The following is a 12,748-nucleotide window of genomic DNA, read 5'->3' on the forward strand; positions in this document are numbered from 1 at the left end:
AAACCCCTTCCTGGGGGTGTTGGGGGGGTCTTTTTTTGTTACACCCCGCCGGGCGGGGCGCCGGGGCGGCCGGCCCCCCCCCCCCCCCCCGCGGAGCCCTCGTGCAGAGTCAGGCCGCCCGCACCTCGTACGTCCTCACCCGCACCGACTCGTCGTCCAGGCACTGCCCGGAGACCAGGTCGAAGCGCTGCTTCAGCAGCGGGGAGGCGACGAACGGGCGGCCCTGGTGCGTTCCGGTGAGGCCGCGGGAGAGGACCGCCGCGCCGCTGAACGGGTCGCGGTTGTCGATGGCGTAGAGCTCGCCCTTGCGGTCGCGGAACAGGGCCACCTGGCGGCCGTCCGGCAGCAGGGCCGCCACTCCGCGGCCGGGGAGCAGCCTGTTCAGGTCGCAGACCGTGAACCAGCTGTCGGCCAGCTGAAGCTGGACCTTGAGGTCGGTCGTCTCGGGTGCCAGGGTCATCGCTGGGCGCTTCCTTCCAGGGCGGCTTCCTTGGATTCCGTGGGCCGCATGCCGATCGACAGCAGCGGCAGGTCCGGCTTCATCTGGTCGCGTTCGGGGACGAAGCCGACGACCGGGTCGGGGGTGTCGGGCGCGTTCACGAAGGAGACGAACCGGGCCAGCTTCTCGGGGTCGTTGATGGTCTCGGACCACTCGTCGCGGTAGTGCGAGACGTGCGCCGCCATCAGCTTCTCCAGCTCGTCGCAGATGCCGAGGGAGTCGTGGACGACCACATCCCGTACGTGGTCCAGGCCGCCGGGGATCCGCTCCAGCCAGGTCGACGTGCGCTCGAGGCGGTCGGCGGTGCGGATGTAGAACATCAGGAACCGGTCGATCAGGCGGATCAGCTCGGCGTCGGACAGGTCCTGGGCCAGCAGGTCCGCGTGGCGCGGGGTGGCGCCGCCGTTGCCGCCGACGTACAGGTTCCAGCCGTTGGAGGTGGCGATCACGCCGAAGTCCTTCGACTGGGCCTCGGCGCACTCACGGGCGCAGCCCGACACCGCCGACTTCAGCTTGTGCGGGGAGCGCAGGCCCCGGTAGCGCAGCTCCAGGTCGATCGCCATACGGACGGAGTCCTGGACGCCGTAGCGGCACCAGGTCTGGCCCACGCAGGACTTCACCGTGCGCAGCGACTTGCCGTACGCGTGCCCGGACTCGAAGCCGGCGTCCACCAACCGTGCCCAGATCAGCGGGAGTTGCTCGACGCGGGCGCCGAACATGTCGATGCGCTGACCGCCGGTGATCTTCGTATAGAGGCCGAAGTCGCGGGCGATCTCGCCGATCACGATCAGTTTCTCCGGGGCGATCTCACCGCCGGGGATACGAGGGACGACGGAGTACGAGCCGTTCTTCTGGAGGTTGGCCAGAAAGTGGTCGTTGGTGTCCTGCAGGGATGCCTGCTCGCCCTCCAGGACGTAGCCGTTCGCGCCGATCGTCGGTGCGAGGGAGGCGATGATCGAGGCGACGGCAGGCTTGCAGGTCTCGCAGCCGTCGCCGCCCCGGGCGCCCTCACGGCCGTGACGGTCGAGGAGGTCCTGGTACGAGGTGATGCGCAGGGCCAGGACGATCTCGTACAGCTCCTCGCGGGTCTGCGAGAAGCAGCCGCACAGGCCCTTGTCGACCTCGACGCCGCTGGCCTCCAGCTCGGCGTTGATGAGCTGGCCGAGGACCTTGACGCAACTGCCGCACGTCGTACCGGCCTTGGTGCACTTCTTCACCTCGGGCACGGTGCTGCACTTGTGCTCGGTGACCGCGCCGCGGATCGTCCCCTTGGTGACGTTGTTGCAGGAGCAGATGATCGCCTCGTCCGGCAGCGCGGACGGGCCGAGCTGCGCCGGGGCCCCGGCACCGGCCGGCAGCACCAGCGACTCGGGCGAGACCGGCGGGACCGAGCCGGTGAAGGCCTTCAGCGTGCCGTACGCCTCCGCGTCGCCGACCAGGATGCCGCCGAGCAGCGTGCCGTCGCGGCCGATGACCAGCTTCTTGTACAGGCCCGCGCGGGAGTCGGAGTAGACGACGTCCAGGCAGTCGTCGGCCGTGCCGTGCGCGTCGCCGAAGGACGCCACGTCGACGCCGAGCAGCTTCAGCTTAGTGGACAGGTCGGCGCCGGTGAAGGACGCCTCGTCCGCGGCGATCGTGGCGGCCACGGTCTCGGCCTGCTCGTAACCGGGGGCGACCAGGCCGTACACCCGGCCGTCCGCCGCCTGCGCGCACTCGCCGATCGCGAACACATGCGGGTCGGTGACCGTGCGGCACTGCTCGTCGACGGTGATGCCGCCGCGCTCGCCGACCGTGAGGCCGCAGTCGCGGGCCAGCTGGTCGCGGGGGCGGACGCCGGCGCTGAACACCACCATGTCGACGGCGAGTTCGGAGCCGTCGGACAGCTTCATGCCGGCCACGGCGCCCGAGGCGTCGGCGACGATCTCCTGGGTGCCCGTGCCGGTGTGGACGGTCAGGCCCATGTCCTCGATGGTGCGCAGCAGGGCCGCGCCACCGCCGTCGTCCACCTGCACCGGCATCAGACGCGGCGCGAACTCCACGATGTGGGTGGACAGCCCGAGCCCCTTGAGCGCACCCGCGGCCTCCAGGCCGAGCAGCCCGCCGCCGACCACCGCACCGGTCGTCGCCTTGGACTTGGCGTACTCCTCGATGGCGAGGAGGTCCTCGATCGTGCGGTAGACGAAGCAGCCCGCGGCGTCCTTGCCGGGGACCGGCGGGACGAACGGGTACGAGCCGGTGGCCAGGACCAGGGTGTCGTACTCGAAGACGTTCCCCGACCGGGCGGTGACCTTGCGGGCCTCGCGGTCGATGGTCTCGGCCGGGTCGCCGACGTACAGCTCGATCGAGTGCTTCTCGATGAACTCCATGTCCGTCATGGACAGATCGTCCGGGGTCCTGCCCGAGAAGTACGAGGTCAGCTGGACGCGGTCATAGGCGGGACGCGGCTCCTCGCACAGCACGACCACGCGGTGCGTGGCGGTCAGGCCGCGCTCGGCGAGCGCTTCGAGGAAGCGCTGGCCGACCATGCCATGGCCGACGAGCACGATCGTGGGGGTCGTGGACATCAGGAGCCTCCATCGTTGGTGAGCAGGTGGAGCAGGGGGCCGCCGTCGGACGGGAGCGGCTCTGCTCCCTCCCAGGCGCGGGCGAGCGCGCCGACGGTGCCGAGTTCGCCGACGAGGACCCCGCCGACCAGGCGGTCGTCGCGGACGACGACCTTGCGGTAGGTGCCCCGGGTGGCGTCGGCGAGCTGCACGACGTCGTCGCCGGGGCGGGGTTCCGTCTCGCCGAACGCGGCGAGGTCGAAGGGGGCCTGACCGGCGAGGGTGAGGCGGGTGAGGGAACGGGTGCCGGTGTAGCGGGCGGCCGCGTCGCCGGCCAGCGACAGGGCGAGCGCGTCGGCCTGTTCGAGGGCGGGAGTGGCCAGTCCGTACACGGTGCCGTCGTGCTGGGCGCAGTCGCCGATGGCCCGGATGTGCGGGTCGGACGTACGCAGTTCGTCGTCGACGAGGACGCCCTTGTGCACGGCGAGCCCGGCGGCCTTGGCGAGGCCCGCGCGGGGGCGGACGCCGCAGGCCAGAACCACGAGGTCGGCGTCGAGGGCGTACCCGTCGGCCATCTCCACGGAGCGGACGGCGCCGCCGACGACGCGTACGTCCCGTACCCGGCACTCGGTGTGCACCTCGACGCCCAGGTCGGTCAGGTGCCGCTTGACGAGCTTGGACGCGGCCGGGTCGAGCTGGCGCTCCATGAGCCGCTCGGACTGCTGGGCGAGAACGACCTGCGCCCCGCGTACGGCGAGGGCGCGGGCCGCGGAGACCCCGAGGAGGCCGCCGCCGATGACGACCGCCCGCACACCCGGCCGTACCGCCTTGGACAGGCCCAGGCAGTCGTCCATGGTGCGGAACGCGTGGACGCCCTCGGGCAGGACGTGGTCCGGGGTGAACAGGCCGCGCAGGGGCGGCAGGACCGGGTTGGAGCCGGTGGCCAGGACCAGCGTGTCGTATGCGATCTCCGAGCCGTCCGCACAGCGAACGGTCCGCCCGTCACGGTCGATATCGGTCACCCGGGCACGGGTCAGCTCCGCGGGCGCCGGGAGGGAGATCACCTCCGGGCTGTACCGTCCGGCCAGCACCTCGGCGAGCAGGACCCGGTTGTACGGCCGGTGCTCCTCCTCGCCGACGAGCAGCGCGGGCGTGCCGAGCTCACCGAGCCGCCGGGCGAGCCGTACGCCCGCGAGGCCGGCGCCGATCACCACCACACGCGTATTCGAGGTCATGCTCTGAGCGTGCGGGGCGGGTGTTACCCGGCCGCATCACGTCTGTTTCACGCGGGGAACTCTGCCCTCAGCGGGAGTGGGGGGTGGATGTGAGGGTTGCCGGGGAGGGGCCGGGGTGGGCTGTGAGGCCGGGAGGGTGGGACAGGCCGAACCCGGGTTTGCGTGCAGGCCCCATCGTGTACGGGGGATGCGGGCGCGCTGAAGATGTCGGTGCCCGCGGCCCGAACCTCAGAAGAGCCTCAGAAGATCGCCGGTACCCGCGAAATCTGTGGACGCTACAACCGCCCCGTCCATAGGGTCCCGATCATGCCCGACATATCCCTGACCATGGTTGTCCTCCTGTGCCTCGCCGCCCTCGCGGCCGGCTGGATCGATGCCGTGGTCGGCGGGGGCGGTCTGCTGCTGCTCCCCGTGCTGCTGCTCGGGCTCCCGGCCGGCACCCCGGCGGCGTCCGCGCTCGGCACCAACAAGGCGGTCGCCATCGTCGGTACGACGGGCGCGGCCGTGACGTACGCCCGCAAGGCACCCGTCGACGTGCGCACGGCCGTACGCATCGGGCTCGCGGCGCTGGCGGGATCATCGGGCGGGGCGTTCCTCGCGGCCGGGATGAGCACGGACGTGCTCAAGCCGGTGATCATGGTGGTGCTGCTCGGCGTCGCCGCTTTCGTGATCCTCAAGCCCGCGTTCGGCACGGCCCCGAAACCGGGCCCGGTCAGCCGCCGCCGCGTCCTCGCGGCGATCGGCCTCGCGGGCCTCGGCATCGGTTTCTACGACGGGCTCATCGGCCCCGGCACCGGTACGTTCCTGGTGCTGGCCCTCACCGCCGTCCTGCACCTCGACCTGGTCACCGCCTCGGCCACCGCCAAGATCGTCAACTGCTGCACCAATGCGGGTGCGCTGGCGATGTTCGCCTGGCAGGGCGCGGTGCTGTGGCAGCTGGCGGGGCTGATGGCCGTGTTCAACCTCGCCGGCGGAACGCTCGGCGCGCACACCGCGCTGAAGAGGGGCAGCGGTTTCGTCCGGATCGTGCTGCTCACGGTGGTGTTCGCGCTGGTGGCGAACCTGGCGTACGAGCAGTGGGTGGCATAGGGCATATCAGGCATCGTGCGCCGGATGATGGAGCGGCGGATCATGCTGCCCTGCCACGTGATCAACGAGCGAGGAGATCGACCACTCCCGTGGTGTCCTCGTCGCCGTGGCCGTCCGCGAGGCGGCGCTCCATCAGGTCGAGGTACGGCTTCAGCAGCTCCTGGCTCACGCCCTGCTCCTCGGCCGTGCGCAGGAACGTCGCGTTTCCCGCGACCTGCATGGCGAGGTTGGAGACGACGTTCTTGGTGTAGTCGCCGCTCTCCAGCCTGTCGGCGGTCTCCAGCGCGGCGGGCGCCATCGCGGTGAGCCACGACACGAGCAGCGGGGCGAAGTCCCTGGGCGCGATGTCCTCCCGGCGGATCAGCGCGAAGGCGTGCGTCACCCCGGCGAACATCCCGTACATGGCGCTGAGCAGGGCCACGTCGTGCAGCGCGGCGAACCCCGGGTCCGTGCCGACGTAGCGGGTGTCGGCGGGAACCGCGAGGACGTCCCGGCGCTCCTCGAAGAGGGCCGCGGAACCGCTGTAGAAGACGAACGCCCCGCTGGCCGGGCTGCCGATCATCGGCGGTACGGCCATGATCCCGGCGTCCAGGAAACGGGCGCCGCGCGCCTTTGCCCAGGCGGCGCGGGCGCGGCCCTGGGCGGGCGTTCCGGTGGTGAGGTTGACCAGGTCGCGCCCGGACAGGTCGGCGTCGGACAGGGCCTCCCCGACCGACGTGTCGTCGAGCAGGCAGGCCACGACCAGCCGGTTGGCGGCCACGGCCTGCGCGGCGCTCGCAGCGACCGTGGCTCCCTCGGCGGCGAGCGCCTCGGCGCGGGCGGGGGTCCGGTTCCAGACGGTCACGGGATGCCCGGCGGCGAGCCAGGCGCGGACCAGGGCGGTGCCCATGGTGCCGGTGCCGAGGAGGGTGAGCGGGGTGCGGGAAGAGGCGTTGTCGGTCATGGCGTTCAGACTCGTCGAAGAGGATCGGCCTGCTCAAGTACGTACTTCCGAGTGGGTGGTTACTCCGGGGGAAGCATGCAGGCAGCGGGAGGACGGGGTGTCGGGTGATGGCGAACGGACGACGGCCGGGCTCGTACGAGTGCGGGATCGACGCGGCGATGGAGGTGATCGGCGGGAAGTGGAAGGTGCTCATCCTGTGGGCGCTGTCCGTGCGGCGGCACCGCTTCGGTGAGCTGCGCCGCGAGCTTCCCGGGGTGACGGAGAAGGTGCTTGCCGCGCAGCTGCGGGAGCTGGAGGCGGACGGCATCGTGCACCGGGAGGAGTACGAGGAGGTGCCGCCTCGGGTGGAGTACTCGCTGACGCCCCGCGGCGTTTCCCTCAACACGGCGCTCGAACCACTCGGCGCGTGGGGCAAGGCGAACGTCCTGGGCGGCGTGACACCGGAGACCGTGACGCCGGAGCCCATACCCTGAGCCGGCTCAGCTGCTCCCGGTCAGATGCGCGAAGACGACGACGTTCCCCTGGTAGCCGGTGCTGCGCGAGTAGGTTCCGCCGCAGGTGATCACGCGCAGCTCGGGCCGGGGCGCCGCGCCGTACACCTTCTTGTCGGGGAAATCCTTCGCGTCGTACACCTCGACCGCGTCCACGCTGAACCGCGCGACGCTGCCGTCCCGCCGGTCCACCTCGATGGTGCTGCCCCGTTTCAGGGCGCCGAGCCGGTAGAAGACGGCGGGGCCGTCGGTGTTGTCGACATGGCCGGCGACGATGGCGGTGCCCCGCTCGCCGGGCGTGGTGCCGGCCTCGTACCAGCCGGCGAGGTTCCTGGGCGCGGTGGGCGGCGCCTCCAGGTTGCCGGTCCTGTTCAGCCCCAGACCCGTCAGGGGCGCGTCCACCCGGATCGCGGGGATGCGGATACGGTCCGGCGGCGACGGCGGCAGCGCGGGCGCCGCGGGCTGCCGTACGGCCTGGCCGGTGTGCGCCTGGGCGGCCGACGGCTGCGGCGGGGCGTTCGTCCGGGCGCCGCTGCTCAGCAGCCACACACCGGTGAAGAGGGCGACGGTGGTGACGGCCGCTATCGCGGCGTTCCCCGGGTTCTCGACTATGCGCACACGAGCCTCCTGGCCTGACCCGTTCCCCCTCCGGGCCGCGAGGGGCATCGGACCCGGAGGGGGCGGGGACTTTGCGGTACCGGCGGACGGACGGCGGAGGGTGTCCGTCAGATCCCGTCGCCTCTCGCCCGGCGATGCAGGAGCCAGGTACCGCCCGCAGCGGCGACAGCGAGAGCCGCAACGCCGGCCGCGGTCTGTACGGGGTCGGGGCCCAGGGCGCCGCCGACCCCCGTCTTCACACTTCCCCGCGGGTACGCCTGACCGGCGGCGGAGAGGATGACCACCAGGTCGGCGCGGACCTCCGAGGCGCCCTGGGTGCACTTCACGACGATCTCGTACGTCCCCGGCTGCGCGCTCGGCGGCACCCGGAAGCGTCCGATGTCGTCGCCCTCGTCCTCGTCGGTGCCGGGGGCAAGCGTGAAGGTCCCGGCGCCGACCGCGGTGGCGTCCCCCTCCGCCGTACCGTCGTCGCCGCAGGCCGAGGTGTTCACGGTGACGTCGTGGCCCGGCACCACGGTCGAGGGATACACCTCGAGCCGGCCGCCTTCCGCGCCGTACGCCACCGCGGACGGCGCGCCCGCGGCGGCGACGGCGAGCGCGGTACCGGTCAGCAGACGGGCGGTACGTCGCATCGGCATGCTCCTTCGAGCTCATCGGGCCCCTGCACTTCCGAGGAAATCCGCACCGGGGCGAGCCCGCTTCCTGAGCGCCTGTCAGAAAATACGATGAATGGGTGTCGCCGGAGGCGTCCGCGAGGGGTGGTGGGCGCCGTTTCAGCAGGTCACAGGCGTGCGGCAGGCGCTCGGCGGAAAGCACCCGAAGGGCGTCCGGTGGAGGTGTGAATGGGTGACGAGCCCCGCGATGCCGGATCAGCCGGTTTGGTGGTGGGGGGGGGCGGGCGCTGCGGGGGCAGGGGAGCGGCGGCCGTATGCAGCCTGATGCTCAGCGCTTGATGCGTTGGGCCACGGCTCGCACGAGGTCGGTCTTCGCGACGTGCAGTGCGAAGTGCTCGTCGGCGGTGGGGGAGGGCTTTGCGTACCAGGGCAGGCCGCGACGGCGCCACTTGGCAGGGGCCATGTCCTTGGCCGGCGCGGGGAGAGGCAGTACCCATCGACCGAGACGGAGCTCGCCACGCCACAGACCGGCGGGGAGAGCGGTGACCGGAATCCGTACCGTGAAGGTCCCGTCGCCCGAGACGTGACGGACGGGGAACGCGGGCCCGGTGCCGCCCTGCCCGTCGTCGAGGGTGATGGTCAGGGCGGAGGCCGGATACGCGGAGAGCGTGCACCGTCCGGTGAGTTCCAGCTCGGTCGGTACGTCCTCGGCCCAACGGGCGCCGTTCAGGCTCAGGTGCGGCAGAACCTCGTGCTTGTTCTCACCGAGGTCGAGGGTGAAGTTGCCGTGCGGCTTGGTCGTGTAGAGCGTGATCGCCCGGAGGCTTCCGGCCACGGCGGCGACGTGTGTGCTCGGCTTTCCGGAGACGGCGGCGGCCCGCTTGCTGCCGATGCGGACCTCGCGGGACAGGCCCTGGGCACCGATCGCGACGGAGATGTCCCACAGGCCGTCGTCCAGCGGCCTGCCGTCGGCGGCCGTGGTGATGTCGACACTCGCCTCGAACCCGGCGCGCTCGTACGTGTAGTGGCCCTCGTCCTCGTCGGCGCCGAGCCCGGGAGTCGCCGTGTGGACCACGGGCAGCCGGTATTCCGTCCCCCGGTCGCGTTCGCGCAGGACGAGTTCGGTGGTCACCTCGCGAGTCTCCACCCGGTGAAGGTAGGCGTGGCCGGCCAGGTGCAGCGTTGTGCCGTCCAACTCGGCCCGGGTCACCTGGTGGCGGGTGCCGAGCTGGGCGGTGACGTCGTAGCAGATGTCGGGGACGGCGCGCGCCGGGTCGCGCAGGAACGGATAGCGAGCCAGCGCCCGCCCGCCCTCGACGAGGAGGGGCGTGGCCACACTGCTCTTCGCCAGCGTTTCCTCGAAGGCGATGAGTTCGAGGAGTTCGTCGAGCATGCGGTGGCGCACCAGGTGCAGCCGCAGCCGGGCCATCGCCGAGAGGCGCTCGTTCATCCCGTCGTGCCACAGCGGTTCGATGATCTCGGCGAGCCGCTGCAGCGTCTTGTGTTGGCCCGCGCGGTTGTCATGGGTGAGGTGACCGCGCAGGATCTGCTGAACCTCGATGGTCAGATGCCGGTGGGCCAGGTGGTCGCGTGCAGGGCCGGGCGGCACGTTCTCGAGGATCATGTCGACCACGCGCGGCAGGAACCGCAGGCGGGGTTCGGAGCCCCTGGTCTGCATGGTGATGTTGCTCTCGTCCTCGCGCTGCACCCAGAACACGCAGTCGTAGTCGGCCAGTACGGAGACACCCCTGGCGTGGAGGTAGGCAGCGCCCACGAACAGCTGGTCCTCGCCGATGGACAGGTCGGCGGGGAAGCGCAGGTTGTGCCGCTCCAGCAGTTCCCGGCGGAACAGCTTCATGGGGTTGAGCGTCCAGTACACGCGGGACGAGAAGACGTCGGTCTTCGGCTGATTGCGGCGGAACATCGAGGTGGGCGGTCGCCGTCCGCCGACGCCGACCATTTTGCCGAGCACAATGTCGGTGCCGTTCTTCTCGGCCATCGCGACCATGCGTTCCAGGGCTTCCGGACCGAGGTGGTCATCGGCGTCCAGGAAGAAAACGAAGCGGCCTCGGGCGTGATCGAGCCCCACGTTACGTGGCACCGACGGGCCACCCGAGTTGGCCTGGTGGATGACGCGCAGCAGCCCCGGATACTCATCGGCCAGCCGCTCGAGTTCGGCCGCCGTACCGTCGGTCGAGCCATCGTTCACGGCGATGATTTCCAACGCGTCCCGGCCGATGCTTTGCTCGGCGGCAGAGGAAATGCAACGCGTCAGATAGGGCATTGCATTATACGCGGCGATAATCACCGAAACGGTGGGGCCGGTCATCGTCACGCTCTCCAGAAATGCGGGGCACGTTTCATAAGGCCAGGGGAAGAAAACCCAAATGCCTGAGGGAAGGTGCCAGAGGAGCTGTGAAGATAGCATGAACCATTGGCAACTGCCCAGTGACCTCCGGGTGAAGGCCGGTTCATCGCGTCCGCTGGGGCCGACTCCCTGGATCCCGATGCCGGCGGTATAGCGTTCACCCTCAACCCATTGCAACGAGCCAGGTTCAGCCCGTTGCGTTACCCCCAAGTCATTGCAACGATTTCTCGGTATCTACCTGTGATAACAGGCGTGATGTGCAACAACTTCGTTGCCGTATTCATGAACGCAACGTAGCGTTTCCGTCATGAGAAACAACGGGCCGAAGGCCTCACAGGTCGAGAGGTGCGCGTTTCACGGAGTGAGCGATCAAAGGGGGCGGATCATGGAGGCAGCGCAGAGTCGGCAGCAGGCGGCACCCGGTGCCTTCACCGCCTTCACCCGCTTCGTGCTCTGCGGCGGCGGAGTGGGGCTCGCCTCCAGCTTCGCCGTGGCGGCCCTCGCCTCCTGGATTCCCTGGGGCCTGGCCAACGCCCTGGTCACCGCGCTTTCCACGCTCCTCGCAACCGAGCTGCACGCCCGCTTCACCTTCGGCGCAGGCGGTCGCGCGACCTGGCGTCAGCATGCGCAGTCGGCCGGGTCCGCGGCGGCCGCGTACACGGTGACCAGCGTGGCGATGCTTGTCCTGCAGCAACTGGTGGCGGCACCCGGTTCGTTGCTCGAGCAGGTCGTCTACCTGTCCGCCTCCGCACTCGCCGGTGTCGCGCGGTTCGCGGTGCTGCGCCTCGTCGTCTTCGCGCGGAACCACTCGCAGGTCGCGGCCACCGTCCCCACCGCCCGTCCCGTGCACGCGGCCGTGGCCCGCGCCGCGGCACCCGCCGGCCCAGCGGTGTTCTGCCGCACCGCCTGACCGAGAACGGGAGGCACCCGGCGGCTGGCCTTGCTTCCGATGCGAACGTCTTCAGTACGCCCCGAACGACCAGAAGACGCCCACCTCGTCGTCGGTCACCGCGATCAGGCCCAGGTCCTCGAAGAAGTAGAGGCCGTCGAGGTACTCGGAGGTGAGGAAACTATGGGATTCAGTGCCCTGGAGGCCCGCTGCGAGGAAGTCCGGGGCCGGGTCGGAGGCGGCGGTCGTCGCGTTGGTCCAGTAGCGCGAGGCGGGCCCGTACCGGTCGAGCAGGGTTCGGGCATCCGCCAGCACGGCGTCCCGGTCCGGGCGGGAGCGGACGGGGGCAGGTTCCGACTGCCACTCCTCGGCCATGATGGCGAGCGCGGCGACCGCCGCCTCCGCCTCCAGGGGGTAAAGGCGTCCGGGCAACTCTGATGCGTCCGGGGGGTCGAAGGGGTAGGCAGGCATCGTGTGGCGGGCGGCGTTGATGCGGTCCTGGTCCAGCCGGACCCAGCCCCGGGGGTCGGGGACCGACCGGTGCAGCACGGCGCGGACGTCGTGCGCCCAGTCCTCGTAGCACCGAGGGCCGGTAGCCACGAAGGTGTACGTGTCGTCGAGCAGCCGCAGCGCCGCCGCGTTCCAGGGACAGCGACGGGAGCGGAACTCCATCAGCAGACCGCCGACTTGGCGGGCAAAGGCGTCCTTCGGCTCGCAGGGGATGCGCCGGAGCTGGTCGAGGGCCCAGTGGACGAGCTCGCTTCCTCCTTCAGCCGCAAGACGGACCGGACCCTGCGGGAGCGGGAGGTCCGTTCCGTCCCATAGCGCCTCCAGGTGCGCATCGAGCAGGTCCAGGGCGATCCGGTCGGCAGGCAGGGGCATTTCGCCACTGTAGACCGTCCACCAACACGCACATCGCGCTCACGGGTGGCACCGGTGGTCTGTGGCGAAACACCCGCTCGGAGGCGACGTACGATTCCGCGACCGGGCGGGCCAAGGAGGTCAACGACCAGGGTGAAGTCGGTATCGCCGACGACCAGTGCACCCGCACCGAGTACGCAGACAGCCCCACCCTGCACATGTAAGCGTACGTGTCACGGGTGGAGAAAGCCTCCGGCGACTGCGACACCAGCCCCAACCGCAAGACCCAGGTCATCTCCGACGACCTGACCTACTACGACGGCGCCACCACGTCGGGCGCGGCCCCCACCAAGGGAGACGTGACCACGACCAAGCGCCTGGCGTCCCACAACGGCACCACCGCGACGTACCAGACGACGGCAGACGCCGATGACGACATCGGCTGGACCGTATCGGTGGACTCCACGGTCGTGCGGGCCCATCAACACGCTGCCGGAGCACTAAAAAGGGGCGGCAGGCCGCAATGAGCCGGCCGACCACGCGCTCGGACGCTCCCGCGGCGGTCTGAGCACCAAGGTCCACCTGGCCGTACTGACCG

The 12,748-nt window shown here is 70.7% G+C and carries 11 protein-coding genes and 1 pseudogene; 4 read left to right on the top strand and 8 right to left on the bottom strand.

What is annotated here, in order from left to right; translation table 11 throughout:
• Window positions 1-109 precede the first annotated feature (109 nt).
• From nirD to ACFVJQ_RS42065, 3 genes are read right to left on the bottom strand one after another with little or no spacing between them, the layout of a single operon-like run.
• Complete coding sequence (gene nirD, locus ACFVJQ_RS42055; RefSeq protein ID WP_385517391.1) at window positions 110-460, bottom strand: nitrite reductase small subunit NirD; 351 nt, start codon at window positions 458-460, stop codon at window positions 110-112.
• Window positions 457-3,063 carry a nitrite reductase large subunit NirB gene (gene nirB / locus ACFVJQ_RS42060; RefSeq protein WP_385791000.1) on the bottom strand — a complete coding sequence of 869 codons (2,607 nt, stop codon included), beginning with the start codon at window positions 3,061-3,063 and terminating at the stop codon, window positions 457-459. Before nirB ends, nirD begins: the two co-directional genes overlap by 4 nt.
• Window positions 3,063-4,277, bottom strand: a complete 1,215-nt coding sequence (locus tag ACFVJQ_RS42065; protein WP_224738482.1) for an NAD(P)/FAD-dependent oxidoreductase — start codon at window positions 4,275-4,277, stop codon at window positions 3,063-3,065. The genes nirB and ACFVJQ_RS42065 overlap by 1 nt, the downstream gene beginning before the upstream one ends.
• 306 nt (window positions 4,278-4,583) lie before the next feature.
• Here ACFVJQ_RS42065 and ACFVJQ_RS42070 point away from each other — a divergent pair, with 306 nt between their 5' ends.
• Window positions 4,584-5,366, top strand: coding sequence for a sulfite exporter TauE/SafE family protein (locus tag ACFVJQ_RS42070; RefSeq protein WP_385517386.1), 783 nt, complete (start codon window positions 4,584-4,586; stop codon window positions 5,364-5,366).
• Between the two features lie 61 nt (window positions 5,367-5,427).
• Here the strand turns inward: ACFVJQ_RS42070 and ACFVJQ_RS42075 are convergent, their stop codons facing one another.
• Window positions 5,428-6,309, bottom strand: a complete 882-nt coding sequence (locus ACFVJQ_RS42075; RefSeq protein ID WP_385791001.1) for an NAD(P)-dependent oxidoreductase — start codon at window positions 6,307-6,309, stop codon at window positions 5,428-5,430.
• Window positions 6,310-6,416: 107 nt separating this feature from the next.
• Between ACFVJQ_RS42075 and ACFVJQ_RS42080 the strand changes: the two genes are divergently transcribed.
• Complete coding sequence (locus ACFVJQ_RS42080) at window positions 6,417-6,782, top strand: winged helix-turn-helix transcriptional regulator (RefSeq protein WP_385517383.1); 366 nt, start codon at window positions 6,417-6,419, stop codon at window positions 6,780-6,782.
• 6 nt (window positions 6,783-6,788) lie between these two features.
• Here ACFVJQ_RS42080 and ACFVJQ_RS42085 read toward each other — a convergent pair whose 3' ends face one another.
• The 3 genes from ACFVJQ_RS42085 to ACFVJQ_RS42095 all read right to left on the bottom strand — a co-directional run bounded on the left by ACFVJQ_RS42085 (window position 6,789) and on the right by ACFVJQ_RS42095 (window position 10,361).
• Window positions 6,789-7,418, bottom strand: a complete 630-nt coding sequence (locus ACFVJQ_RS42085) for a class F sortase (protein ID WP_385791002.1) — start codon at window positions 7,416-7,418, stop codon at window positions 6,789-6,791.
• Window positions 7,419-7,525: 107 nt separating this feature from the next.
• Window positions 7,526-8,050, bottom strand: a complete 525-nt coding sequence (locus ACFVJQ_RS42090; RefSeq protein WP_385517380.1) for a hypothetical protein — start codon at window positions 8,048-8,050, stop codon at window positions 7,526-7,528.
• A 310-nt stretch (window positions 8,051-8,360) separates the two neighbouring features.
• On the bottom strand, window positions 8,361-10,361 hold the full coding sequence (locus tag ACFVJQ_RS42095; RefSeq protein ID WP_385791003.1) for a glycosyltransferase family 2 protein: 2,001 nt from the start codon (window positions 10,359-10,361) through the stop codon (window positions 8,361-8,363).
• A 424-nt stretch (window positions 10,362-10,785) separates the two neighbouring features.
• Between ACFVJQ_RS42095 and ACFVJQ_RS42100 the strand changes: the two genes are divergently transcribed.
• Window positions 10,786-11,310 carry a hypothetical protein gene (locus tag ACFVJQ_RS42100; protein WP_385791004.1) on the top strand — a complete coding sequence of 175 codons (525 nt, stop codon included), beginning with the start codon at window positions 10,786-10,788 and terminating at the stop codon, window positions 11,308-11,310.
• A 51-nt stretch (window positions 11,311-11,361) separates the two neighbouring features.
• On the opposite strand, the gene ACFVJQ_RS42105 is transcribed toward ACFVJQ_RS42100, so the two are convergent.
• Window positions 11,362-12,171 carry a hypothetical protein gene (locus tag ACFVJQ_RS42105; protein ID WP_385517374.1) on the bottom strand — a complete coding sequence of 270 codons (810 nt, stop codon included), beginning with the start codon at window positions 12,169-12,171 and terminating at the stop codon, window positions 11,362-11,364.
• Window positions 12,172-12,578: 407 nt separating this feature from the next.
• Between ACFVJQ_RS42105 and ACFVJQ_RS42110 the strand changes: the two are divergent.
• Window positions 12,579-12,738, top strand: a pseudogene (locus ACFVJQ_RS42110) (IS5/IS1182 family transposase); the annotation flags it as partial.
• Window positions 12,739-12,748: the final 10 nt, after the last annotated feature.

It is taken from the genome of Streptomyces sp. NPDC127197, from assembly GCF_042672405.1.
Taxonomy (GTDB): Bacteria; Actinomycetota; Actinomycetes; order Streptomycetales; family Streptomycetaceae; genus Streptomyces; species Streptomyces flavusporus.

Excerpts from the sequence above, each read along its gene's own strand:
- ACFVJQ_RS42090 (WP_385517380.1), bottom strand. The coding sequence starts at position 8,050 with ATGCGACGTACCGCCCGTCTGCTGACCGGTACCGCGCTCGCCGTCGCC.
- nirB (WP_385791000.1), bottom strand. The coding sequence starts at position 3,063 with ATGTCCACGACCCCCACGATCGTGCTCGTCGGCCATGGCATGGTCGGC.
- nirD (WP_385517391.1), bottom strand. The coding sequence starts at position 460 with ATGACCCTGGCACCCGAGACGACCGACCTCAAGGTCCAGCTTCAGCTG.
- ACFVJQ_RS42075 (WP_385791001.1), bottom strand. The coding sequence starts at position 6,309 with ATGACCGACAACGCCTCTTCCCGCACCCCGCTCACCCTCCTCGGCACC.
- ACFVJQ_RS42095 (WP_385791003.1), bottom strand. The coding sequence starts at position 10,361 with ATGACCGGCCCCACCGTTTCGGTGATTATCGCCGCGTATAATGCAATG.
- ACFVJQ_RS42105 (WP_385517374.1), bottom strand. The coding sequence starts at position 12,171 with ATGCCCCTGCCTGCCGACCGGATCGCCCTGGACCTGCTCGATGCGCAC.
- ACFVJQ_RS42100 (WP_385791004.1), top strand. The coding sequence starts at position 10,786 with ATGGAGGCAGCGCAGAGTCGGCAGCAGGCGGCACCCGGTGCCTTCACC.
- ACFVJQ_RS42070 (WP_385517386.1), top strand. The coding sequence starts at position 4,584 with ATGCCCGACATATCCCTGACCATGGTTGTCCTCCTGTGCCTCGCCGCC.
- ACFVJQ_RS42080 (WP_385517383.1), top strand. The coding sequence starts at position 6,417 with ATGGCGAACGGACGACGGCCGGGCTCGTACGAGTGCGGGATCGACGCG.
- ACFVJQ_RS42065 (WP_224738482.1), bottom strand. The coding sequence starts at position 4,277 with ATGACCTCGAATACGCGTGTGGTGGTGATCGGCGCCGGCCTCGCGGGC.